Source organism: Actinosynnema mirum DSM 43827 (assembly GCF_000023245.1).
Lineage (GTDB): Bacteria > Actinomycetota > Actinomycetes > Mycobacteriales > Pseudonocardiaceae > Actinosynnema > Actinosynnema mirum.
In genome coordinates this window covers 464,002-487,471 of the sequence record NC_013093.1, presented here as the reverse complement: position 1 = coordinate 487,471, position 23,470 = coordinate 464,002, and the positions used below count along the sequence as shown (strand labels likewise).

Here is a 23,470-nt window from a genome sequence, read left to right as displayed (position 1 = left end):
GGGAACCGGTCCCCCACGATGCCCGACGCGCGGAGCGGCCGTCACGCCCCGAACCGGTGGGCGGCTTCGTGGGCTCGAAGGCGCCACCGGGCCGGGCGACCACCACGACCCCCACCGCCACACTTACTGCGACCCCCGACCCCGAGGCCCCGACTCCGGGGGAAGTCAGGGTCCGACCCCGATGGCAGCGGGCCGTTCGCGGGGCACTCTTGAGCCATGACGAACAACTCGCTCAACGACGCAGCCGCCAAGCTCGGCGAGGCCACCGCGCAGGCCACCACCAAGGTCAAGCAGTTCCGCCGCAGCCGCACCGACCGCATGATCGCCGGCGTGTGCGGTGGCGCGGCGAAGATGCTCGGCATCGACGCCGCGCTGCTCCGCATCCTGCTCGTCGCCGCCACGCTGTTCGGCGTGGGCGCGGGCGCGATCCTCTACCTCGCCGCGTGGATCTTCGTGCCCGAGGAGGCGTGATCAGCGCGGGTGACCGGGCACCCCTGGCAGGCGCTGCCACGGCAGCGGTCCGCCCGGCGGCCGGTACTCGACGCCGAGCGCGGCGAGCCTGGGCAGGTGCGCGCCCAGCCTCGCCGCGAACCCGGCCCCGTCCACCGGGGCCGGGTTCCACACCACCTCCGCGAACGCCGAGAGCCTCGGGAACGCGGCGTAGTCCAGGCGCCTCGGGCTGTCCAGGTGCTCGGTCCAGATGTTCGCCTGCGCGCCGAGCACCCCGGCCACCGGCCGGTACGCGCGCACGTCCTCGGTGGTGAGGACCGTGCCCACCGGGATCGGCTCGTCCGCGTCCTCGGACTGCCGGTAGTCCAGGTACGCGTGCCGCTCCGGGCAGGCGACCACGTCCAGCCCGCGCTCCAGCGCCCGCTCCACGGCCTCCTCCGAGCGCCACGCCGCGATGACCGTCTCCTCCGGCAGCCCCTCGACGTCCAGCACCTCGTCCCAGCCGTAGGGCCTGCGCCCGCGCGCCACGAGGTGCTCCGCGATCAGGCGCACGAACCGCCCGTCGCCACCCGGCGCCTCGTCGCCGCCGAAGCCGACCACCTCGCCGGGGAACACCTCCAGCAGCTCGTCGAACACCGCGCGGTAGAAGTCCACTGTGGACTGCGACCCGTTGAGGACGCGCGGGTTCACCCCCCAGTCGGTCCACACCCCGCCGCCGTCGACGCCCAGCTCCGGGTACGCCGCGATGGCCGCCTGCGAGTGCCCCGGCACGTCGATCTCCGGCACCACGGTCACGTGCCGCGCCGCCGCGTACGCCACGACCTCGCGCAGGTCGTCCCGCGTGTAGCACCCGCCGTGCGGCCTCCCGGTGCTCAGCCCGCCGCGCCGGTCGCCCCACCGCGAGTCCGGCCGCCAGCCGCCGACCTCGTGCAGCCTCGGGAAGCGCTCGGACTCGACCCGCCAGCCCTGGTCGTCGGTCAGGTGCAGGTGCAGCACGTTGAGCTTGTGCGCGGCCAGCAGGTCCACGTACCGCAGCAGGTCGTGCTTGGGCAGGAAGTGCCGCGCCACGTCGATCATGCAGCCGCGCCACCGGTGCTCCGGGTGGTCGACGATCTCGCACACCGGCACGGGCCCGTCCGGCCGGATCGGCGCGGCCCGGAACGCGTCGGGTCCGCGCAGCTGGCGCAGGGTCTGGTGGGCGTAGAACTCGCCCGCGTCGTCGGACGCGTCGACGTGGACGCCGCCCGCGGAGATGGAGATCCGGTAGCCCTCGGCCGGTCCTGGCGCGCGCCGCACGACCGGCGTCGACCACGGCACGGTCCCCCCGCCCCAGACCACCGACACCGGCTCGGGCAGCAGCGTCACGACTTCACCGCCCCGGCCAGGCCGCCGACGAGGTTGCGCCGCACCAGCACGAAGAACACCAGCACCGGCAAGGTCATCAGGGTGGAACCGGCCATGATCGCCCCCCAGTCGTTCTGATCGGGCCGCACGAACACCTGGAGCGCGAGCGGCAGGGTCTGGTTCTCCTCGGCGGAGATGATGAACGTCTTGGCGAACAGGAAGTCGTTCCAGGCGTGGATGAACGACAGCGCGCTGGTCGCGACCAGTCCGGGGGCCACCAGCGGGAACAGCACCCGCCACAGGAACCTGGTCCGCGACGCGCCGTCCAGGGTCGCCGCCTCCTCCAGCTCCACCGGCACGGCCGCGACGAAGCCGCGCAGCATCCAGATCGCGAACGGCAGGCTGAACGCCAGGTGCACCAGCACGAGCGAGCCGAGGTGGTTGAGCCCGAGCACGGGAACGGCCGACCCCACCTGGCGCACCAGGAAGAACAGCGGGATGGTCAGCGCCTCCACCGGGACCATCTGCACCACCAGCAGCATCACCAGCATCGTGGTGCGCCCCTTGAAGCGGAACCGGGTGAGCGCGGTGGCGGCCAGGAACGACACCACCAGGCTCAGCAGCACCACCGCGACCGCGACGACGAGGCTGTTGGCCAGGTAGCGGCCGAAGCTCTCGACGGTGAGGGCGCGGGTGAAGCTGTCCGGCGACGGGGCGAGCGTCCACGGCCTCGGCTCGGCCGACACCACCTCGGCGGCGGGCTTGAGCGCGGTGAGCACCATCCAGTACAGCGGGAACGCGACGACGAGCGACGCGCCGACCGCGACCGCCTCCCAGGCCCAGCGCCTCACAGCGGCTCACCTCCCCGGCGCAGCGCCCGCAGGTAGCCCGCGGTGAGCAGGAGCAGCAGCGCGGTGGTGACGACGCCGATCGCCGCGCCCATCCCGTACTCGGAGGCGGCGAACGCCTGCTGGTAGGCGTGCACGGCGAGCACGAGGTTGCGGCCCGCGATGCCGCCGCCGCTGGTCATGACGTAGACCTGGGTGAAGACCTTGAAGTCCCAGATGACCGACTGGATGGTGACGATCACCAGCAGCGGGCGGAGCAGGGGCAGCACGACGCTGCGGGCGGCGCGCCAGGTGGAGGCCCCGTCGAGCGCGGCGGCCTCCAGCACCTCGCCGGGGATCGAGCGGATGCCCGCGTAGAGGGTGAGCATGACGAACGGGAACGAGCACCAGACCACCTCGGCGGCGACGACGCCGAACGCGGTCCACTTCCCGTACAGCCACGGGAAGTCCCGCGCGCCCTCGACCCCGAGCGCGGTGAGGGCCTCGTTGACGAAGCCGAAGCTCGCGTCGAACAGGAACAGCCAGATCGTGGAGCCCGCGACGGCCGGGGTGGACCAGGCGCCGAGCGCGGTCAGGAACAGCAGGGCGCGGGCCCACGGGCGGACCCTGGTGGCGACGACGGCGAGCGTCGCGCCGACCAGCAGGGTGCCCGCGACGCAGAGCGCGGCGAACCCGGCGGTCTGGCCGAGCACGGACCAGAACCTGCTGTCCCGCAGGAGTTCCGCGTAGTTGCCGAGGCCGAGGAAGGTGAGCGGTGCGCCACCGCTGACCTGCTCCTGGCCGTAGTCGAACAGGGAGATGACGACGAGCTGGTAGACCGGGTAGCCGAGCAGGCCGACCAGGACCAGCAGCGCCGGGGCCAGGTAGGCGAGGGCGGTGCGGGTGTCAGAGCGTCCGCTGTGGACGGTCATGAGCCGAAGGCGTCGTTCATCCGGGCCGCCGCGTCGGCCGCCGCCGCGTCCAGGCCCTTGGCTCCGGTGGCGACTTCTTGGATGAGGGTGGGCAGCACGCCCTGCGCGTCGACCTTGGCCCAGTCCGGGGTGGCGGGGACGAACCGGGTGCCCGCCTCCAGGGTGCGGGTGAACGGCTCCAGGGCGGGGTTCGCGGCGGCGACCTCGGCCTGCACGTCGGTGAACGTGGGCAGGTTGCCCATCGCGTCGAACATCTCGCGCTGGTAGCGCTTGCCGCCGAGGAGCTGCACGAACTCGGTGGCGAGGGTGCGGCGCCGGGTGCCCTTGAGGACGCCGAGCAGGTTGCCGCCCGCGAACGCCGGGGCGATCGAGCCCGCGGTCTCGCCGGGCAGGGGGACGACGGCGTACTTGCCGCCCGCGGTCGAGTCGTCCACGGACTTCCGGTTGAAGTCGCCGCCGATGACCATGGCGGCCTTGCCCGCGCGGAACGCCTCGACGCTGGCGTCGCCGCCGTTGGCAGCGCACTGGGCGGGCGGGCAGATGTCGTCGGCGAGCAGCTCGGTGTAGCGGCGCAGGCCGGCGAGGGACTCGGGGGTGGTGAGGGCGGAGGTGTGCCGCCCGTCCCGCTCGCGCGCCACGTCGCCGCCCGCCGCCCAGAGGAACGGGAGCGCGCCGTAGGTGTACTTGCCGCCCGCCGAGATGCCGAGGAGGTCGGGCCGGGCGGCGCGGATCGCGCGGGCGGTGGGGGCGAGGTCGGCGAGGGTGGCCGGGGGCTGGAGGTCCAGCTCGCGGAAGACGTCGGTGCGGTAGTAGAGGGCACGGACGCCGACGTACCAGGGCAGGCCGTAGAGCTGACCGTCGACCTCGCCGGTCTCGGCGATCCTGGGGGCCAGGTCGGCGGCGTCGGGCCAGTCGCCGAGGTCGAGCGGGGCGAAGCCGCCGCCCGCGACGTAGCCCGCGAGGTCGGTGTTGCCGAACTCGGCGACGTCGGGGGCGCTGGCGGGGTCGCTGAAGGCGGCCTTGAAGCGCTCGGCGCGGCTGGCGACCTGGATGTGCTGGACGTCGACGGTGACGCCCTCGTGCGCGGCCTCGAACTCGGCGACGGCACGGGCGACGACGGCCTCCTTGGGCGCCCGGTTGACCTCGTCGAAGAGCCACACCCGCAGCTGCCCGGCGCGCTCGTCGCCACCCTCGGGGGCGGGGCCGGACTGGACCGGCGCGCAGCCGGTGAGGAGCAGTGCCGTCGTGGCGGCGGCGACCAGGAAGCGCATCCGACAACCCCTTCTCCGACACGTTGCACTCTGCGCAACGCGTGTTTCATGGGAAGCAACGGGGATGCTAGGGGCGAACGGGAGGTAGGTCTAGACCAGAGCGGGGAGGTGAGGGGCCTGAGGCTTCGGGGCGGGGGCGAGTGCCGGGACGGGGGGCGAGTGCCGGGGCGAGGGCGAGCGCCGGGGCGGGGACCCTGGACGGGGCGCGGGGCGGAAAGCGAGGGCGGGGCTGCAGGGACTTGGCGGGAGGGACCGGGGGCAGGGACTTGACGGCAGGGACCGGGGGCAGCGGCGGGCGGCGGGCCGCATGGGTGACCGAGGACCAGGACCGGGCGTCGGGGCCCGGAGAGCGGCCCCGGAGGCCGGGTGCGCCTCAGCGAAAGAGCGGCGGGGTTCCTCGCGCCGGAGACGGGTGGTCGCCCCCGGCGCGCGCGGCCAGCCCCGCGCGGCCAGCCCCGCGCGGCCAGCCCCGCGCGGTCAACCCCGCGCAGTCAGCCCCGCGCGGTCAACCCCGCGCAGTCAGCCCCGCGCGGCCAGCCCGTGCGGTCAGCCCCGCGCCTCCGCCACCAGCGTGGCCCACTCGCGGACCAGCGGCTCCGACACCGGGCCGTCCCAGCCGCGCGCGCGGACCGCGCCGCCGACGTGGAACGACGTCGCGCCCGCGCGCGCCAGGCCCGGCACGTGCTCGCGCTTGAGCCCGCCGCCCACCAGCAGGCGCACGCCGTCCGCCGCCTGGCGCGCCGCGAGGCGTTCGAGCACCGGAATCCCCTCCGCGACGCCGCGCGCGCTGCCCGCCGCCAGCACGGTGTCGCAGCCCAGCCCGACCGCGACCGGCCAGGCCGCCTCCGGGTCGGCGGCGTTGTCCAGGGCGCGGTGGAACGTCCAGGCGCAGCCCTCCAGCTCCGCCAGCAGGTCCGCGCACGCCCCCCGGTCGACCGCTCCCCCGTCCCCCAGGAAGCCCAGCACGAACTCGGTCGCGCCCGCCTCCCGCAGCAGGGCCGCCGCGCGGCGCAGGGACGGCGGGTCGGCGGGGGCGAAGCCCGGCGCGTCGCGCAGCATCACGCGCACCGGCAGGTCCGTCGTGGACAGCACGTCGCGGAGCACCTCGGCGGACGGGGTCAGGCCGTCCGACACCATGTCCGCCACCAGCTCCAAGCGGTCCGCGCCACCCGCCTGGGCCGCTGCCGCGTCCGCCGGGGTCAGGGCGATGATCTCCAACATGGTCTAGACCATAGAACCCGTCGCGGGGAACGCCTAGGGCGCGACCCCCGGAAAACTGTGAACAAGAGCCGCTCAACACCGCTGAACTGCGGAAAGTTCACTCGAACGGGCGGACCGGACACTGTGGATGAGAAGTGACGTATCCAGCCCGGCACCACCCGCTCCTTAACTGGTGACCACAGGGGTCGCCGAGGGGGAGATGCCTGAGGGGGGAGAGGGATGCGGCGTCGGTCGAGTTCGAGGGGTGTCGACCGGGCCGCACCCGCCACGGCGGTGGTCCGCGCTGTCAGGGGGGCAGCGCGGACCGCCCCGCCGTTCCGGGGATCGGGGTGTGTGACGATCGGATCGGTCCGGGGGCACTGCGAGGAGGAGGTGGCGGCGTGGGCGAGCTGCGCATGACCGGTGAGCGCCCACCGTGGGAAGGGCTCGACGGCACGGACCGGCACGAGGTCTGCGTCATCGCCGCCCGCTCGGGCGATCGCCGGGCGCTGGACGTGCTCATCCACGACCTGACCCCGCTGGTCTGGCACGTGGCGCGGGGGCACGGGCTGGACCGGAGCACGGCCGAGGACGTCGTCCAGACCGTGTGGCTGGCCCTGCTCCGGAACCTGGGGCGGATCACCCAGCCCAGGGCGCTGGCCGGGTGGCTGGTGGTCGCCACGCGCCGCGAGGCGCAGCGGACCTGGACGCCGTCGCGGCGCGAGTCGTCGCTGTCCGACGAGATGGCGGAGCAGCAGGAGAGCCACATCGGACTGCCCGAGGACGCCGCGCTGGTCGACGACCGCGACCAGCGCTTGTGGCGCGCCTTCGGGAAGCTGTCGCAGCGGTGCCAGGAACTGCTGCGGCTCACCGTCCTCGCCGGGCGGGCGGAGTACCGCGCGGTGGCGGAAGCACTGTCCATGCCCCGCGGCAGCATCGGCCCCACCAGGGGTCGGTGCTTGGGCACGCTGCGGGCGCATCTCGAAGCGGAAGGAGGATCGCGGTGAACAACGACATCGATCCGCGCGATGACCACAGAGGGAACAACGAGGACACCGCAGTCCTCGCCGAGCTGCGGCGACTGGTGTACGAGCTGGACCCGCCGCCCGCCAGCCTGGTGGAGCGCATCCAGTTCGCCGTGGCGCTGGAGGACCTGGACGTCGAGGTCGCCCGGTGGGAGCGGTCGGCCTCGCTCACCGGGGTCAGGGGCGTCGGCCAGCAGGGGACGATCACCTTCACGGTGGACGACCTGACCCTGATGGTGAACTTCACGTCCATGGGCGCCAGGCACCGGATCGACGGGTGGCTGGTGCCCGCCGGGGAGCACACCGTGGAGGTCAGGGTCGCGGACCACGGGTCGACCACGACCAAGGCCGACGACGTCGGGCGGTTCGTGGTGCCGGACGTGCCCGCCGGGACGACGCAGATCATCGTGCACCTGGCCGACGGCGCGGGGGGCGTGGCCGGGAAGACCGTGGTCACCCCGACGATCGTCTTGTAGCGGCGGGAACCGGGCGGAGCCGCGGTCGGGGGGCCTGCGGGGAGCGCGGCGGTGGGCACGGCGGCGAGTGGCAGGTGACGGGACGGGAGCAGGGCACGGCACGGCACCGGTCAGGGAAGCGCCTCGTCAAAGAGCGGCGGGCGCTCCGACTGGGACCGGCGCGGGGGTTCTCCGGCGGGGTGGTTCGGCGACGCTCTCCGGCAGGGCGGGTTCCTCCGGCTTGGCAGCGGTCTTCAGCGATGACGTTCCTCCTGGACCGCGACTCTTCGAGCGCACGGGGCGGTGAAGGTTCCCGCTCGGCTGGAAAGCGCTTTCCGCAGGGAGGGGGACTTCGGCGGCGGCGGCGATGGTGGCGGCGGCGGTGCGCGGCCACGGAACTCCCGCAGAACTTCCCCGAACGCCGGAGTGCCCGGTCCGCCGTGGCGGACCGGGCACTCCGGTGGTCTGGCTGGTGTGCTTCCGGTTTCCCGTGGGGGAACTCAGAAGTCCATGCCGCCGGCGTCGGGCATGGCCGGAGCCGCGCCCGCCTTCTCCGGCTTGTCGGCCACGACGGCCTCGGTGGTGAGGAACAGCGCGGCGATCGAGGCGGCGTTCTGCAGCGCGGAACGGGTCACCTTGGTCGGGTCCGGGACGCCCGCGGCGAGCAGGTCCTCGTACACGCCGGTCGCGGCGTTGAGGCCGTGGCCGACGGGGAGGCCCTTGACCTTCTCCACCACGACGCCGCCCTCAAGGCCCGCGTTCACGGCGATCTGCTTCAGCGGGGCCTCGACGGCCACCTTGACGATGTTGGCGCCGGTCGCCTCGTCGCCCTCGAGCTTCAGGCCCGCGAAGGCGGCCTCGGCGGCCTGGAGCAGCGCGACGCCGCCACCGGCGACGATGCCCTCCTCGACGGCGGCCTTGGCGTTGCGCACCGCGTCCTCGATGCGGTGCTTGCGCTCCTTGAGCTCCACCTCGGTGGCGGCGCCCGCCTTGATGACCGCGACACCACCGGCGAGCTTGGCCAGGCGCTCCTGGAGCTTCTCGCGGTCGTAGTCCGAGTCCGACTTCTCGATCTCGGCGCGGATCTGGTTGACGCGGCCCTGGATCTGCTCGGCGTCACCGGAGCCCTCGACCACGGTGGTCTCGTCCTTGGTGACGACGACCTTGCGGGCCTTGCCCAGCAGGGACAGGTCCGCGGTGTCCAGCTTGAGGCCGACGTCCTCGGTGATGACCTGGCCGCCGGTCAGGATCGCGATGTCCTGCAGGATGGCCTTGCGGCGGTCGCCGAAGCCGGGCGCCTTGACGGCGACGGACTTGAAGGTGCCGCGGATCTTGTTGACCACCAGGGTCGCCAGGGCCTCGCCCTCGACGTCCTCGGAGATGATCAGCAGCGGCTTGCCGCTCTGCATGACCTTCTCGAGCAGCGGCAGCAGGTCCTTGACCGAGGCGATCTTGGAGCCGTAGAGGAGGATGTACGGGTCCTCCAGCACGGCCTCCTGGCGCTCCGGGTCGGAGACGAAGTAGCCGGAGATGTAGCCCTTGTCGAAGCGCATACCCTCGGTGAGCTCGAGCTCGAGCCCGAGAGCGTTGCTCTCCTCGACGGTGATGACGCCTTCCTTGCCGACCTTGTCCATGGCCTCGGCGATGAGCTCGCCGATGGTCGAGTCGCCCGCGGAGATGGACGCCGTGGCGGCGATCTGCTCCTTGGTCTCGACCTCCTTGGCGGTCTTCAGCAGCTGCTCCGTGACGGCCTCGACGGCCTTCTCGATGCCGCGCTTGAGGCCCAGCGGGTTGGCGCCCGCGGCCACGTTGCGCAGGCCCTCGCGGACCAGGGCCTGGGCGAGCACGGTGGCGGTCGTGGTGCCGTCACCCGCGACGTCGTCGGTCTTCTTCGCCACTTCCTTGACGAGCTCGGCCCCGATCTTCTCCCACGGGTCCTCGAGCTCGATCTCCTTGGCGATGGAGACGCCGTCGTTGGTGATCGTCGGCGCACCCCACTTCTTCTCGAGCACGACGTTGCGGCCCTTGGGACCCAGCGTCACCTTGACGGCGTCCGCGAGGATGTTCATGCCTCGCTCAAGACCGCGGCGGGCATCCTCGTCGAAGGCGATCATCTTGGCCATTGCGGTGTGTTCCTCCGCCTGATTGCGTACTGGGGACCACTGCGGACGTGCGCCCGCAGCGGAACACGGTGCTTCGGCCAGGACATCGGTGCCCGCGACGGACGACCCCGCTCCCGGAGGAGCTCGGCCTCACCGTCCCAGCCTGCTTGTGCTGGCACTCAGCAGTGCCGAGTGCCAGGTTCGTGTTTAGCACTCGCCACCCGAGAGTGCAAGAACCGCAGCTCAGGGAGAGGCGTCTATCAGGCGGACGGGGGAACGGACGGCGACTGGGCGTCACCGATCACGGCCGACGGGACCCCGGCGGCACCCGGCAGCGCGGACGCGGGCAGGACCGGGCCGGGCAGCGGCGCGCTCGCCAGGGCCTGGCCCGGCGAGGCCGGGCCGGACGACGCGGGCAGGCTCGACGGCGGCCGGGTCGGCTCGTCCTCCGGCTTGAGGACCAGCACCAGGATGACGATCACCACGACCGCGATCGCCCCCGCGAGCGCGGGCACGAACCACGCGGGCCGGGGCTGCTTGGTGTCCGAGAACGCGCTCACCCCGACCGGCGTCGGCGGGCGCAGCCGGATCGGCTCCGACGGCGGGTACTGCTGCTGGTGCTGGTGCTGCTGGTAGCCGGGGCGCTGCGGGTAGCCGCCCTGCTGGGCCGGGAAGCCGCCGCTGGCCGGGCCCGCGTGCTGCTGGCCCGCGTGCTGCTGCGGGGCGGGCGCGCCCGCCGGGCGGGGCGGGGTGGTCTGCTGCGCGGCCGGGCCGAGCGCGGCGGTGACGGCGGTGATGAACTCGTGGCAGGTCGCGAACCGCTGCGCCGGGTCCTTCGAGGTGCCCTTGCGCAGCACGTCGTCCACGGCGGGCGGCAGCGACACCAGCGAGGTGATCGGCGGGATCTCCGAGCCGAGGTGGCCCTGGATGACGTCCTGCACGCCGCCCTGGAACGGCGGGCGGCCGGTCAGGCAGGCGAACACCATGCAGGCCAGCGCGTACTGGTCGGTGCGGCCGTCCAGCGGCTCGCCGCGCAGGTGCTCGGGCGCGGCGTAGGTGGGCGAGCCGAGGAAGTCGCCGGTGCGGGTGCGGTGGCCGGTCGCGCCGCGCCGGGTCAGGCCGAAGTCGGCCAGGTACACGTGCTCGCGGGTGGCCTCCTTCGTGGTGACCAGCACGTTCGCCGGCTTCACGTCCAGGTGCACCAGGCCCTTGCCGTGCAGCATGTCCAGCGCCTCGGCGACCTGCTCCAGCAGCACCAGGGCGCGCGAGGGCGCGAGGGGCCCGTCCTTGATGTGGGTGGCGAGGTCCTGGCCGTCCACCAGCCGCATGGCGATGTACAGCAGCCCGTCGACCTCGTCGAAGTCGTACAGGGGGACGATGTTCGCGTGGTCGATGGCCGAGGTGTTGCGGGCCTCGTCCACGAAGCGCTCGCGGAACTCGGCGTCCGCCGTCAGGTGCTCGCCGATGACCTTCAGCGCCACCTTGCGGCCGAGCCTGACGTCCGTGGCCTTGTAGGTGACGCTCATGCCACCGCGACCGAGCACCCCGTCGATCCGGTAGTGCCCCAACCGCCGTCCGCTCAGGTCCTCCGACACGCGAGGCAGCCTAACCCGCGAGCGGCCCCGCCCGCGCCCAGTCCCGTGCAAACGGCGCCCGTTCCCACCGGATCACTCCCCCTCGGGGGTGGGGTGGGACGCCCGGTCCACCCGGTGGGCGGACCGGGCGGGCGTCACGACGCCTTGCGGACGTCCGAGGCCTGGCTGCGGCCGTCGCGGCCCGCCTGGATCTCGAACTCCACGCGGTCGCCCTCGGCGAGCGTGCGGAATCCGTCCATCATGATCGCCGAGTAGTGGACGAAGACGTCCGGCCCGCCGTCGGCGGCGATGAAGCCGTACCCCTTCTCCGAGTTGAACCACTTGACCGTGCCGACAGCCAAGACGTCCTCCTTCGAGAAATACCTGAGCAAAGCGCCACGCTAGAGGCACGGAGGGTGCTCGGGATACCTCCTTACGGAGTCATGCGGTCACGCTGAGTCCGTTGTCCCGCAACGCTCACGACCTGCGGCGCTCACGACCTGCGGCGCGGTTTGCGGGTGCGGGTGAGCACGAGTCCGGGCCCGGCGAAGTCGAGCGCGAGGCCCTCGCCGTCGCGGACCGACTGCGGCAGGTCCGGGGAGACGGCGCGGAGCCTGCACTGGACGGTGTCGGCGAAGGCGAGCACGTGTCCGCTGTGCAGGGTGACCAGCTCGCCGGGTTCGAGGGTGACGACGTCGACGGCGCCCGCGCAGGCCAGCACGAGCGGGCCGGTGCCGAAGGCGTAGTTGAGGAAGCCCGCGTCGCCGCCGTGCAGGGCGCGCAGGGGCGGCGCGGCCGGGTCGAGGCCGACGGTGCCCGCGCAGGCGAGCCAGGCGTCGCCCGCGAAGCACCAGCCGGACTTGCCGTCCAGGTCGACCACGTGCAGGTCGCCGGGCACGCCGGGGGCCACGTCCACCCAGCCGCCCTCGGGGCCCGCCGTGCACAGCGCGGCGCGCACGCCCTTGCCCTTGGCGCGGGTGTCGAAGCCGACGCCGTAGCTGGTGCCGAGCACGGAGCCGCGCTCCACGAGCACCGGTTCGGCCGGGGCCAGCAGCAGCCTCGCGACGCCGTAGCCGGGCGTGTGCCTGGTCCGCACCTGCACTGTGGTCATCCCCCTGTCACCCGACCCGCCACCCGGCCGGTTCGTGCAGTCTCGCACGGGAGGGGGAGGATGGACGGCGTGTCCAACGCGCTGACCGGAGTCGCTGCCCACAAGGCCCGCATCGCCGATCTGATCGGCGTCGCGCCGGTGGTCGAGCTGCCGCTCGCCGACTGCCTGGGGCTGGTGCTCGCCTCGGACGCGGTGGCCCCGGTGGCGCTGCCGCCGTTCGACAACTCGGCGATGGACGGCTACGCCGTGCGGGTCGCCGACCTGGCGGAGCTGCCGGTGGTGCTGCCGGTGCCGGAGGACATCCCGGCCGGGCGCACGGACGTGGTCCCGCTGGAGCCGGGGACCGCGCACCGGATCATGACGGGCGCGCCGGTGCCGCCGGGCGCGGACGCGGTCGTGCAGGTCGAGTGGACCGACGCGGGCGTTCGGTCGGTGCGGATCGACCGGGGCGTGCGGCTCGGGCAGAACGTGCGGTGGGCCGAGGACGACGTGAAGGTCGGCGAGGTCGCGCTGCGGGCCGGCCGGGTGCTGGGGGCGGCGCAGCTGGGGCTGGTGTCGGCGCTGGGCATCCCCGCGCTGCCGGTGCGCAGGCGGTTGCGGGTGCTGGTGCTGTCGACCGGGTCGGAGCTGGTGGCCCCCGGCGAGCCGCTGCTGCCGGGGCAGATCTACGAGTCGAACGGGCTGATGCTGGCGGCGGCGGTGCGCGAGGCGGGCGGCGAGGCGGAGCAGCTGCGGTTCGTGCCGGACGACGTGGACCGGTTCCGGGCCGTCGTGGAGGAGCGGATCGGCGGGTTCGACCTGCTGCTGACCTCGGGCGGGGTGAGCGCGGGCGCGTACGAGGTGGTGAAGGACGCGCTGACCGGGCGGGGCGTGGAGTTCACGAAGGTGGCGATGCAGCCGGGTGGGCCGCAGGGCTCGGGCCGGTACCTGGGGGTGCCGGTGGCGACGCTGCCGGGGAACCCGGTGAGCGCGCAGGTGTCGTTCGAGGTGTTCGTGCGGCCCGCGCTGCGGGCGGCGATGGGGTTCGTGGACGTGGAGCGGCCGACGGCGGTGGCGCGGTTGCGCGGGTCGATCTCCTCGCCGTCGGGGCGGACGCAGTTCCGGCGCGGGGCGTACGACGCGGGCTCGGGCCAGGTGGTGACGCCGGTGGGCGGGCCGGGCTCGCACCTGCTGTCGTCGCTGGCGCTGAGCAACTGCCTGATCGAGGTGCCCGCCGAGGTGGACGAGCTGGCGGACGGCGACGAGGTGCTGGTCCGGCTGCTCTGAGGGCTCCCCCTTGCAGGGGTGCGCGGCACGCCTCCCCACGGCTTCTGAATGATCTTCATATATGCGGTGTGACCTGCTGAGGGCGCGTGCTACGGTGCCGCCGCCTGCCAGGGGGGCGGGCCTTCTCCACCTGCTGAGGGATTGCCATGCGCGCGGTTCTCGCCGTCGGCTTGCTGATCGGCTTCTTCGTCCTCTTCACGGCGCTCACCGTCGGGCTGTGCGCGCTGACGGTGTACGGCTTCGCGACAGGCCGCGAGTTCAACGCCATCAAGATCGCGCTGATCGCGGTCCCGCTGGTCCTGATCCTGATCAGCGCCCTCTACAAGGCGCTCAAGGCGCGCGGTGAGGTCGAGGGCGCCCCGCTCACCCGCGAGGCGCAGCCAGGGCTGTGGGCCGTCGTGGACGAGCTGGCCGCCGTCGCGGGCACCAGGGGCCCCGACGAGATCCGGCTGGTGGGCGCGGTCAACGCGGCCGTGTCCGAGCAGGCTCCGATGCTGGGCCTGCGCGCGGGCCGCCGGACCCTGCTGATCGGCCTGCCGCTGCTGGCCGGGCTGACCGCGAGCGAGCTGCGGTCGGTGCTGGCGCACGAGCTGGGCCACTACGGCGGCGGGCACACCAAGCTGTCCGCGCTGACCTACCGCGCCAAGGAGGCGCTGGTGCACGTGGTGGACGGGCTGGACGACACGTTCCTGCAGCGCCCGTTCGCCTGGTACGCCAAGCTCTACGCGCGGGTGGCCGCGTCGGTGAACCGCAGGCAGGAGCTGGACGCCGACACCGCGTCGGTGACCGCCGCGGGCCGCGAGGCCGCGCAGTCCGCGCTGCGGAAGCTGCCGGTGCTGGGGGCGGCGTGGAACGGCTACCAGGCGCAGTTCCTGTCGCTGGGCGCGCAGGCCGAGCTGACCCCGCCGGTGATGGCCGGGTTCCACGCCTACCTGTCGGAGCCGGAGCGGCGGGGCCGGATGGACGAGGCGCGGGCCGAGCTGCTGGCGCGCGAGCCGGAGTCGGTGTTCGACAGCCACCCGCCGATCCGCGAGCGGGTCGGCCGGATGGCGACGCTGCCCTCCCCCGAGGTCGAGCGGGACGACCGCCCGGCGTGGACGCTGCTGAGCGGGGCGACCGCCGACCTGGAGCGCTCGATCATGGTCGGCGGCGGGTTCGGGCCGACCGCCGACTGGGACGAGGTCGTGTCCGTGGTCGCGCGGGAGCACGGGGAGCGGCGGGCCGGGCTGCTGGCCGTCGCCGGGGCGCGGGCGGGCCTGCCCGGCGAGGTGTCGCTGGACGACGCGCTGGCCGCGCTGGCCTCCACCGGGCAGCGGGACGCGCTGCTGGGGCACCTGCTGTCGGCGGAGCTGCTGGGCGGCGAGGTGCCCGAGGAGCAGCGGGCGCAGGTGCTGGCCGGGCTGCTCGGCGCGGTGCTGGAGCACGAGCTGGTGGCCGCCGGGGTCGGCGCGTACGAGGCGGACTGGGACAAGCGGTGGGTGGTGCGGCTGGAGGACGGGCGCGCCGTCGACGGGCCGCCCCTGTTCGCCGAGGTGCTGGGCGGGCCGGAGCGCGCGGCGGAGGCGTGGAAGCGGGCGGCGGACGTGCTCGGGACGCGGCGCGCGCGGGTGACGCGGGTGCAGCGGATCGCCGAGGACCTGGTCGTGCCGACCGCGTGAGGGCGGGGTCCGGCGCGTGCGTCCGACCGGGTGTGACCGAGGGCTCATATTCAACTGTGGAACATGCATTGTGATCTGAATTACACTCTGCGATACGGCCGTACCACTTGCCAGTCCGGTTGCCCGTGCGTTCGTCGGGGGCGCACGGGCAACCCGGACGTTCCGGGGCAGACCGCGTAGCGTGTGGCGGAACCACGCCCACACATCGGAAGAGACATGACGGTCGATCGCGACAAGCACAACAGTGGTGCCGTTTCCCACTTCATCGAGCTCGCCAAGGGGATCGTCCCCCCGATGCACCCGGCGGGCCGCCCGTTCGTCGCAGGCGCGGCGGCGGCGACGCTCCTGCTGCGCCGGATCTCCAAGCCCGCCGGTGTCGTCGGCGCGCTGGTCACCGCGTGGGTCGCGTGGTTCTTCCGCGAGCCCAAGCGCACCACCCCCACCCGCGCGGGCCTGGCGATCGCGCCCGCCGACGGCACCGTCTCGCACGTCGTCGAGGCCCTGCCGCCCGCCGAGCTGGGCCTGGGCTCCGAACCGATGACGCGGATCAGCGTGTTCCTGTCGGTGTTCGACGTGCACGTGCAGCGCGTCCCGGTGACCGGCGTCGTCCGCCAGGTCTCCTACCACGCGGGCAAGTTCCTCTCCGCCGACCTGGACAAGGCCAGCGAGGAGAACGAGCGCAACACGGTGTGGCTGACCTCCGAGGAGGGCCACGAGATCGTCGTCGTGCAGATCGCGGGCCTGGTCGCCCGGCGCATCGTGTGCGAGGTGTCCGAGGGCGACGCCGTCGCCGCGGGCTCCACCTACGGCCTGATCCGCTTCGGGTCGCGCGTCGACCTGTACGTGCCGCGCGGGTCCCGCGTCCTGGTCGAGGCGGGTCAGCGCACCATCGGCGGGGAGACCGTCCTCGCCGAGCTGCCGGGGAACTGAGCCGTGGCGTCGACCGCACCGGGCGTCCGGCTGCTGCCGAACGCCATCACCGTGCTGGCGATGTGCGCGGGCCTGTCGGCCGTGCACTTCGCGATCAGGGGCATGTACGGGGCGGCGATCGCCTCCATCGCGGCGGCGGCCCTGTTCGACGGGCTCGACGGGCGGCTCGCCCGGATGCTCGACGCCACCAGCAAGATGGGCGCCGAGCTGGACTCGCTGGCCGACTCGATCTCGTTCGGCGTCGCGCCCGCGATGGTGCTGTACGTGTGGAAGTTCGACCCGGACCGGTTCGGCTGGGTCGTGTCGCTGGTGTTCGCGGTGTGCATGGTGCTGCGGCTGGCGCGGTTCAACACCCTGCTGGACGTCGAGCAACCGCCGTACGCCAAGGAGTTCTTCGTCGGCGTGCCCGCCCCCATAGGCGGGTTGCTGCTGCTGCTCCCTCTGACGCTGGACGAGCAGCTGGGCCGGTCCGGCTGGTGGTCCTCGACGCCGGTGGTCGCGGTGTGGACGGTGACGGTCGCGCTGCTGCTGGTGAGCCGCATCCCGACGCTGTCCATCAAGACGATCAAGGTGCCGCAGCGGTTGGTGGCCCCGCTGCTCGTGGTGGTCGCGCTGGTCGCGGCGGCGCTGATCACGTTCCCCCTGGCGGTGCTGGTCGTGATCGAGGTCGTGTACCTGGCGCACCTGCCGTACGCGGTGCGGCGGTACCGGTGGCTGGCCAAGCACCCCGAGGCGTGGGAGGTGCCCCCGGCCGACCGGCGGGCGATCCGCAGGGCGCACGGGGTCGCGGCGCGGCGGCTCGGGCTGCGGCAGCCGATGCGGAACCGGGTCGCGGGCGCGGCGCGGCGGGCCGTGCGGCGGCCGAGGCGGGTCGACGCGGACGACGTGCCCGGCCCGGTCGGGTCGGACGGCGCCGAGTCGCGGCGCGAGAACGGCGGCGGGCGGCGGGCCTGGCGGCAGCTCGGGTTGCGGCGCAAGTGAGTTCGGGCGGCGGGCGCGGGTGCGCGGTCGGCGTCGAGGGGCATCAGGCGGTGAGCGCGGGCCGGTGATCGGTTCGGCAAGCCGAAGGGCCGGGGCGGTGGGAATCCCACCGCCCCGGCCCTTTTCGCGTGCCGCGCACCGCCCCCAGGCCGGCGCGCGGCCGGGTCCGCGCTACTTCGCGGGCGTCGCCACCGGGAAGCCGAGTTCGCGGCAGGTCCCCTCGTCGCCGGGGTACACGCCGATCGAGCCGTGCTCCGGCGACTGCGGCAGGACGAGGACGCAGCGCACCAGGGCGGGCACCGGGGCGTCCGGGGCGCGCCAACCGCGGGTGTTGTCGGTCCAGAACTGCCTGCACACGTCCAGGGCGATGTCGAAGCGGTCGACGCCGTCCGGGGTCGGGGCGACCGACGAGGTCGGCACGGGCCTGACCAGGACGGTCTCCGGTCCCCCCGCCTGGCCGTAGCCCGCCATGCTCGCCTTGCTGAAGCAGATCGGGAACCGGTCGGCGGTGGCGACCGCGGTGGGCTCCAGGGTCCAGGCGTCCGCGCGGTGGACCTGGGGGGAGCCTGCCGCGGTGCTGCTGGGCGCCGACCCGGTGTCGGGCGGCGTGGAGCCGGCCGGGGACGGGTCCGTCGCGGCGCTGGACGGGCCCGCGTCCTGGCTGTGCCGCGACGGGGGCGCGGGCGTGGCCGGGATCGGGTCGCCGCCGCCCGAGCCCTGCTCGACCAGTCCTCCCGTGCTCCCCGCACCGGTCGCGAGCGCCATGATGCCGCCCGCGACCGCCGCGACGCCCGCCATGGCGAGTGCGGGGACCACCCGCCTGCGGCGGCGCAGGGCGTCCGCGCCCTCGCGCTCGATGGCCTCGAAGTCCAGCTCCACCGGGGGTTCGCCCCTCCCGATGGCGTGGTCGAAGAAGTCCTTGCGCACGTTCACCTGCTGCCTCCCGTCCGCTCCGGGGTCCTGGTCGCGAGGGCCGCGTGGTGCGGGCCGAGCGCCGCGCGCAGCGAGTCCAGCCCGCGCGAGCACTGGGACTTCACCGTGCCCTGGGTGATCCCGAGCGCCTTCGCGGTCGCCGCCACGTCGAGGTCCGCGTAGAAGCGCAGGACGATCACGGCCCGCTGGCGGGGCGGCATGGCCTTGAGCGCGGCCCGCACCTCGGGGGCGCCGTCCACCTCCTCGTCGAACTGCGCGGCCGGGCGGTCCGGGACCTCGCCCAGCACCTCCTTGCGGCGGGAGGCGCGCTTGGCCTCGTCCAGCGCCAGCCGCGAGATCACCTTGCGCGCGTAGGCCTCCAGGCCGCGCGGCTCGATGCGGTGCCAGTGCTTGTACATGCGCAGGAGGGCCGCCTGCACGAGGTCCTCGGCCCGGCCCCAGTCCCCGCAGATGAGGTACGCGACCCGCCGCCACGGCACCGCCCGCTCACGCGCGATCCGCGTGAAGTCCTGACGATCCACCAGTACGCCTCCCCTGCTGTCACCAGCCTGATACCGGCGGGGGCGGGAATCCGGTTGCTCGGCGGGGAGATCTCACGGCGGAGCGGCGGGGTCGGGCGGGCGGCTCGGGTCGGGCGGCTCCCCACACCGGTGGTGGGTGTCTGGGATCTCGGACGGCCCGTCCGGGCGCCGGACCGCGGGGCCGGGTTCCGGACGGCGCGTGCGGGCGGCGGAACGGCCCGCGGCCCACCAGCGCGGTTCCCGGTCCCCCGCAGGGCCGCGGGGGACGGGGAACCGCTGCGGCTCAGGCCTTCCTGGACTCCGCGTAGGCCGCCAGCGACGCCAGCTGCGCCGGGTCCAGCGACGGGCGCACGACCCCGCGCGCCTTCGCCAGGTGCTCCGCCGTCACGGCGGTCGCCGACAGGGACTCGCGCATCGCGGTCAGCGCCGCCTCGCGGATCAGCGCGGCGCAGTCCGCCGCCGAGTAGCCGTCGAGGTCGTCCGCCAGCGCGGTCAGCTCGACGTCCTCCGCGAGCGGGGTGTTGCGGGACGCGGAGCGCAGGATCTCCACGCGGGCCTCGGCGTCCGGCGGCGGCACGTAGACCAGGCGCTCCAGCCTGCCCGGTCGCAGCAGGGCCGGGTCGACCAGCTCCGGGCGGTTCGTCGCGCCCAGCACGATCACGTCGCGCAGCGGCTCCACGCCGTCCAGCTCGGTCAGCAGCGCGGCGACCACGCGGTCCGCGACGCCCGAGTCCGAGGACTGGCCCCGGCGCGGGGCCAGCGCGTCCACCTCGTCCAGGAACACCAGCGCGGGCGCGGCCTCGGCGGCCCTGCGGAACAGCTCGCGGACCGCGCGCTCGGACTCGCCGACGAACTTGTCCATCAGCTCGGCGCCCTTGACCGACAGCACGTTCAGCTTGCCCGTCCCGGCCAGCGCGCGGACCAGGAACGTCTTGCCGCAGCCGGGCGGGCCGTACAGGAGCAGGCCGCGCGGGGGCTCGACGCCGAGGCGGGCGAACGAGTCCGGGTACTGGAGCGGCCACAGCGCGGCCTCGGTCAGCGCCTGCTTGACCTCGGCCATGTCGCCGACGTCGTCCAGGGTCAGGCCGCCGGTGCGCAGGGTGTCCGAGGTGGACATGGAGATCGGGCGGACGGTGTCCAGCGAGCCGAGGAGGTCCTCCTGCGCGACGCGCGGCTCGGCCTCCTGGCGCTGGCGCAGCGCGGAGCGGACGGCGGCCTCGCGGCGCACCGCCACCAGGTCGGCGGCGACGAAGCCGGGGGTGCGGTCGGCGACCTCGGCCAGGTCCACGTCCGGTTCGAGGGGCACCTCGCGCAGCAGCGCGCGCAGCAGCTCGCGGCGGGTCGCGCCGTCGGGCAGGGGCAGCACCAGCTCGCGGTCGACCAGGTCGGGGACGCGCAGGCGCGGGTCGATCAGCTCCGGGCTGGCGCTGGTGACCACGAGCGGGGTGGCGGCGAGCGCGGCGCGCAGGGCGTCGAGCACGACCGTGGCCACCGGGGGCGGGGTGGCGGCGGGCAGCAGCGCCTCCACGTCGGTGAGCACGAGCACCGCCGGGGAACCGGGCTGGGACTGGGCCTGGGTGATGGCGTCGGCGAGGGCGCGCGCGGTGGCGTTGGCCTCCAGCACGGCGATCGCGGGCGCGGACACCTCGACCACGCGCGTGCCCGCCGCGTGCGCCACGGCCCGCACCAGGGTCGCCTTGCCGACCCCCTCGGGGCCGCTGACCAGCGCGGCGAGCCTGGGGGCCGCGCCGAGCCTGGTGAGCAGCTCCGGCTGGGTGAGGACGAGGTCGAGCCACTCGGCGAGGCGGCGGGCGGCGTCCTGCTGGCCGACCAGGTCGGCGACCGGGAGCGCCTCGGCGGGCGGGGGCGGCGGGGTGACCGGGGTGATGCCCGCGTCGACGGCGGGCGGGGCGGCCTGCGCCGGGGCGGGGGCGGTCGCGTCGCGCCAGGCCACGAGCGTGGAGGGGCGCACGGCCACCACGCCGCCGGGGTCGGCGGAGGTGATGGTGAGCAGCTCGTTGGTCCAGGTCGTGCCGATGGCGGCGGACAGCTTGCGGCGGGTGGCCGAGACGTCGGCGCCGGGCGGCGGGGCCAGGTCCTGCGGGAGCAGGGACACCGCGTCGCCGACCGTGAGGACCTTGCCGGTGAGCGCCATCCGGAGGGTCTCCGGGGTGAGCGCGGTGCTGGCCAGGCGGGAGCCCGCGACGGTGATGGTGCGAGCGGCGGACACCTCGACGGGGGTGACGACGAGCTCCGCGCCCTCGGTGACGCCGAGGTTGGAGAGGGTGATGTCGTCGACCAGCACCACGCCGACGGGGCTGCCGTCGGGGGCCGCGGCGGCGAGGGCCGCGCTGACCCGCGCGCCGGTGAGGCGGACCGCGTCCCACTGGCGCAGGCCGAGCGCGTCCAGGACTTCGCGGTGCATCCGGACGACACCGCGGCGGGTGTCCAGCGCGGATGGGGAGAGCCTCGCGGTCAGGGTGATCACGGGGTCAGGGTAGTTCGACGGGAGGGGGCGGGTGGGGCGAACCCGGCAGGGGGTGGGGGCGCGGGAGGACGGGTGGGGATGGGGCTTGTGGCGGGCCGTGGCTCGCGACGGCGGGCGGCGGGTGGCGGGAGCAACGGCGGCGGGTGGCTCGCGGCATCGGGTGGCAGGTGGGCGGCTCACGGCGGCGGGCGGCTTGTGGGAGCGGCGGACGAGCGGCGCGGCGGGCACCAGGCCGTGTCGTGCGGCGGGCGGCGGGCAGCGGGCAGGCCGGGCGGCGAGGCGGGCCTCGGGGTCGAGCGGGCCGTGCGGTGGGAGTGGCGGCCCCGCCCGCGCCTCGGGCCGCACGAGCCGCGAGGTGCGGGGGGATCGCGCGGGTCGTGGTGCGGCCCGGTGGCGCGGGCGGGGCGTTCAAGGGGGAAGCGGGGCCGGGCAGCGGAGGGCCCCGCTTCCCGCGCTGCTAGCGGCGCGGGCGCACGGCGTACCCGTACTGCTCCGGCCAGTTCGAGTCCACGCCCAGCTCCTGCGCCGCGTGGTGCGCCCAGTACGGGTCGCGCAGCAGCTCGCGGCCCAGCAGGACCGCGTCGGCCTGGCCGGTCGCGACGACCTCCTCGGCGCGCGCGGGCTCGGTGATCAGGCCGACCGCGCCGGTGGGCAGGCCGGTGGCCTCGCGGACCTTCGCCGCGAAGCGCACCTGGTAGTGCGACTCCACCGGGATGACCGCGTCGTGCGCCATGCCGCCGGTCGACACGTCGAGCAGGTCGACGCCGCGCTGCTGGAGCTCCTTGGCCAGCAGCACCGTGTCGTCCTCGGCCCAGCCCACGCCGCCCTGCTCGGCGGTCCAGTCGGTCGCCGAGGTGCGGAACAGCACCGGCAGGTCCTCCGGCCACACCGCGCGCACCGCGTCCACGACCTCCAGCGCGAAGCGCATCCGGTTCTCGGTCGTGCCGCCGTACTCGTCGGTGCGCTGGTTGGAGATCGGGGACAGGAAGGAGTTGATCAGGTAGCCGTGGGCGCCGTGCACCTCGACGACCTTGAAGCCCGCGGCGAGGGCGCGGCGCGCGGACGCGGCGAAGTCCTCCACCAGCGCGGCGATCTCGCCGGTGGTCAGCTCGCGCGGCACCGGCAGGCCGTGGAACGGCGCCGGGCTGGGGCCGACCGGCTGCCAGCCGTGCTCGGTGTCGGCGACGGAACCCCCGCCCAGCCACGGCTTGTTCGTCGACGCCTTGCGCCCCGCGTGGGCGAGCTGGATCGCGGGGACCGCGCCGTGGGCGCTGATCGCGGCGGTGATCCGGGCGAACGCCTCCTGCTGGGCGTCGTTCCACAGGCCCAGGTCCCACGGGCTGATGCGGCCGTCGGCGCGCACACCGGTCGCCTCCGCCATGACCAGGCCCGCGCCACCGGCGGCGCGGCTGGCCAGGTGGGTGAGGTGGAAGTCGGTGGGCACACCGGCCTCCGGGCCCGAGGGGGCGGCGGAGTAGGTGCACATCGGGGACATCCAGACCCGGTTAGGGATGTCCAGGGATCGCAGGGTCAGCGTGCTGAACAGGGTGCTCAACGGGTGCTCCTCACTTGTCGCAATGTTAACAATAGGACGACCTCGGCGAGTTGTTAACATCGAGGGGCACGAACGTGAGGGGAGTCATGAGCACCCAGGGCACCGTGTCACCCGCCCGCCGCAGGGGTCTGGCCGACGAGGTGGCCGACCGCATCCGCGAGGGCATCCTCACCGGCGCCTACGAACCCGGCAGGCAGCTGCGCGAGGTCGAGCTGTCGACCGTCATGGACGTCAGCCGGGGCCCCGTCCGCGAGGCGCTGCGACTGCTGGAGCACGAGGGGCTCGTGCACGTCACCTGGCACCGGGGCGCGACGGTCACCCGCTTCTCCCGCCGGGACGTCGCCGAGCTGGACAGCCTGCGCGGGGCCCTGGAGTGCCTGGCCGTGCACGAGGTCGCGCACCGGGCCACCGAGGAGGACTTCGCCGCGCTCGACCGGGCCGCCGAGGCGCTGGCGCGGGCCGTCGGGGCGCACGAGCTGGCGCAGCGGGACGTCGACTTCCACGACGCGGTGTTCGCCGCCGCGCACCACGACCGGCTGACCCGCTCGTGGGGGTGCATCCGGCGGCAGGTCCACCTGTTCCTGCTCACCCGGATCAGCCGGGACGAGGGGCTGCGCGGCGGGTGCGCCGAGGAGCACCGGGAGCTGGTCGCCGCGCTGCGCACCCGTGACGCGGCCACCGCGAGCGCGCTGCTCGGCGAGCACCGCAGGCGGGTGTTCGAGCTGTCGGACGACGACGACTGGTCCGACCTGCTGTGCCCGGACGACTGCGGGGGCGAGCGGCGCGAGGGGTGAGACGCGAACGGCGCCGACCGGGGGTCACCCTGGTCGACGCCGTCACCCGGCGC

At 74.4% G+C, this 23,470-nt stretch carries 21 protein-coding genes; 8 read left to right on the top strand and 13 right to left on the bottom strand.

Annotated features, from left to right (window positions below; genetic code table 11):
* Positions 1-216 precede the first annotated feature (216 nt).
* Entirely contained in the window at positions 217-471 is a 255-nt protein-coding gene (locus tag AMIR_RS02270) for a PspC domain-containing protein (RefSeq protein ID WP_012783080.1), read from the top strand.
* Here AMIR_RS02270 and AMIR_RS02265 read toward each other — a convergent pair whose 3' ends face one another.
* From AMIR_RS02265 to AMIR_RS02245, 5 genes are all read right to left on the bottom strand, one after another.
* Positions 472-1,815, bottom strand: coding sequence for a beta-N-acetylhexosaminidase (locus AMIR_RS02265; RefSeq protein WP_012783079.1), 1,344 nt, complete (start codon positions 1,813-1,815; stop codon positions 472-474).
* A complete protein-coding gene (locus AMIR_RS02260) occupies positions 1,812-2,645 on the bottom strand; it encodes a carbohydrate ABC transporter permease (RefSeq protein WP_012783078.1) in 834 nt (277 codons plus the stop codon). The genes AMIR_RS02265 and AMIR_RS02260 overlap by 4 nt, the downstream gene beginning before the upstream one ends.
* Complete coding sequence (locus tag AMIR_RS02255) at positions 2,642-3,553, bottom strand: carbohydrate ABC transporter permease (protein WP_012783077.1); 912 nt, start codon at positions 3,551-3,553, stop codon at positions 2,642-2,644. The genes AMIR_RS02260 and AMIR_RS02255 overlap by 4 nt, the downstream gene beginning before the upstream one ends.
* Positions 3,550-4,824 (bottom strand): extracellular solute-binding protein, encoded by a 1,275-nt coding sequence (locus AMIR_RS02250; protein ID WP_012783076.1) that lies wholly within the window; start codon positions 4,822-4,824, stop codon positions 3,550-3,552. The genes AMIR_RS02255 and AMIR_RS02250 overlap by 4 nt, the downstream gene beginning before the upstream one ends.
* A 546-nt stretch (positions 4,825-5,370) precedes the next feature.
* Positions 5,371-6,045 carry a copper homeostasis protein CutC gene (locus AMIR_RS02245; RefSeq protein WP_012783075.1) on the bottom strand — a complete coding sequence of 225 codons (675 nt, stop codon included), beginning with the start codon at positions 6,043-6,045 and terminating at the stop codon, positions 5,371-5,373.
* A gap of 380 nt (positions 6,046-6,425) precedes the next feature.
* On the opposite strand from AMIR_RS02245, the gene AMIR_RS02240 reads away from it, so the two are divergent.
* Both AMIR_RS02240 and AMIR_RS02235 read left to right on the top strand, forming a co-directional pair.
* Positions 6,426-7,031, top strand: coding sequence for an RNA polymerase sigma factor (locus AMIR_RS02240; protein WP_012783074.1), 606 nt, complete (start codon positions 6,426-6,428; stop codon positions 7,029-7,031).
* Positions 7,028-7,525 (top strand): hypothetical protein, encoded by a 498-nt coding sequence (locus AMIR_RS02235; RefSeq protein ID WP_012783073.1) that lies wholly within the window; start codon positions 7,028-7,030, stop codon positions 7,523-7,525. Before AMIR_RS02240 ends, AMIR_RS02235 begins: the two co-directional genes overlap by 4 nt.
* A 479-nt stretch (positions 7,526-8,004) precedes the next feature.
* On the opposite strand, the gene groL is transcribed toward AMIR_RS02235, so the two are convergent.
* From groL to AMIR_RS02215, 4 genes are all read right to left on the bottom strand, one after another.
* Positions 8,005-9,627 (bottom strand): chaperonin GroEL, encoded by a 1,623-nt coding sequence (gene groL, locus AMIR_RS02230; protein ID WP_012783072.1) that lies wholly within the window; start codon positions 9,625-9,627, stop codon positions 8,005-8,007.
* A 239-nt stretch (positions 9,628-9,866) separates the two neighbouring features.
* Complete coding sequence (locus tag AMIR_RS02225; protein WP_012783071.1) at positions 9,867-11,201, bottom strand: serine/threonine-protein kinase; 1,335 nt, start codon at positions 11,199-11,201, stop codon at positions 9,867-9,869.
* A 134-nt stretch (positions 11,202-11,335) separates the two neighbouring features.
* On the bottom strand, positions 11,336-11,542 hold the full coding sequence (locus AMIR_RS02220; RefSeq protein ID WP_012783070.1) for a cold-shock protein: 207 nt from the start codon (positions 11,540-11,542) through the stop codon (positions 11,336-11,338).
* Positions 11,543-11,673: 131 nt separating this feature from the next.
* Positions 11,674-12,282: an AIM24 family protein gene (locus AMIR_RS02215; RefSeq protein ID WP_012783069.1), complete on the bottom strand. Its 609-nt coding sequence runs from the start codon at positions 12,280-12,282 to the stop codon at positions 11,674-11,676.
* A 69-nt stretch (positions 12,283-12,351) separates the two neighbouring features.
* Here AMIR_RS02215 and moeA point away from each other — a divergent pair, with 69 nt between their 5' ends.
* The 4 genes from moeA to pssA all read left to right on the top strand — a co-directional run bounded on the left by moeA (position 12,352) and on the right by pssA (position 17,126).
* Positions 12,352-13,557, top strand: coding sequence for a molybdopterin molybdotransferase MoeA (gene moeA, locus AMIR_RS02210; protein ID WP_012783068.1), 1,206 nt, complete (start codon positions 12,352-12,354; stop codon positions 13,555-13,557).
* 146 nt (positions 13,558-13,703) lie between these two features.
* Positions 13,704-15,215 (top strand): M48 family metallopeptidase, encoded by a 1,512-nt coding sequence (locus AMIR_RS02205; RefSeq protein WP_012783067.1) that lies wholly within the window; start codon positions 13,704-13,706, stop codon positions 15,213-15,215.
* Between the two features lie 216 nt (positions 15,216-15,431).
* Entirely contained in the window at positions 15,432-16,145 is a 714-nt protein-coding gene (locus AMIR_RS02200; protein ID WP_012783066.1) for a phosphatidylserine decarboxylase, read from the top strand.
* Positions 16,146-16,148: 3 nt separating this feature from the next.
* Entirely contained in the window at positions 16,149-17,126 is a 978-nt protein-coding gene (gene pssA, locus AMIR_RS02195) for a CDP-diacylglycerol--serine O-phosphatidyltransferase (RefSeq protein ID WP_012783065.1), read from the top strand.
* Between the two features lie 171 nt (positions 17,127-17,297).
* Here pssA and AMIR_RS02190 read toward each other — a convergent pair whose 3' ends face one another.
* From AMIR_RS02190 to AMIR_RS02175, 4 genes are all read right to left on the bottom strand, one after another.
* The gene (locus AMIR_RS02190) at positions 17,298-18,059 is read right to left on the bottom strand and encodes a hypothetical protein (RefSeq protein ID WP_012783064.1); all 762 of its coding nucleotides are present in this window, start codon (positions 18,057-18,059) and stop codon (positions 17,298-17,300) included.
* Positions 18,056-18,580, bottom strand: a complete 525-nt coding sequence (locus AMIR_RS02185) for an RNA polymerase sigma factor (RefSeq protein WP_012783063.1) — start codon at positions 18,578-18,580, stop codon at positions 18,056-18,058. Before AMIR_RS02185 ends, AMIR_RS02190 begins: the two co-directional genes overlap by 4 nt.
* Positions 18,581-18,863: 283 nt before the next feature.
* Entirely contained in the window at positions 18,864-21,068 is a 2,205-nt protein-coding gene (locus tag AMIR_RS02180; protein WP_012783062.1) for an AAA family ATPase, read from the bottom strand.
* Positions 21,069-21,525: 457 nt separating this feature from the next.
* Positions 21,526-22,623 (bottom strand): NADH:flavin oxidoreductase/NADH oxidase, encoded by a 1,098-nt coding sequence (locus AMIR_RS02175; protein WP_012783061.1) that lies wholly within the window; start codon positions 22,621-22,623, stop codon positions 21,526-21,528.
* A gap of 86 nt (positions 22,624-22,709) precedes the next feature.
* Here AMIR_RS02175 and AMIR_RS02170 point away from each other — a divergent pair, with 86 nt between their 5' ends.
* Complete coding sequence (locus AMIR_RS02170; RefSeq protein ID WP_012783060.1) at positions 22,710-23,417, top strand: GntR family transcriptional regulator; 708 nt, start codon at positions 22,710-22,712, stop codon at positions 23,415-23,417.
* Positions 23,418-23,470 lie beyond the last annotated feature (53 nt).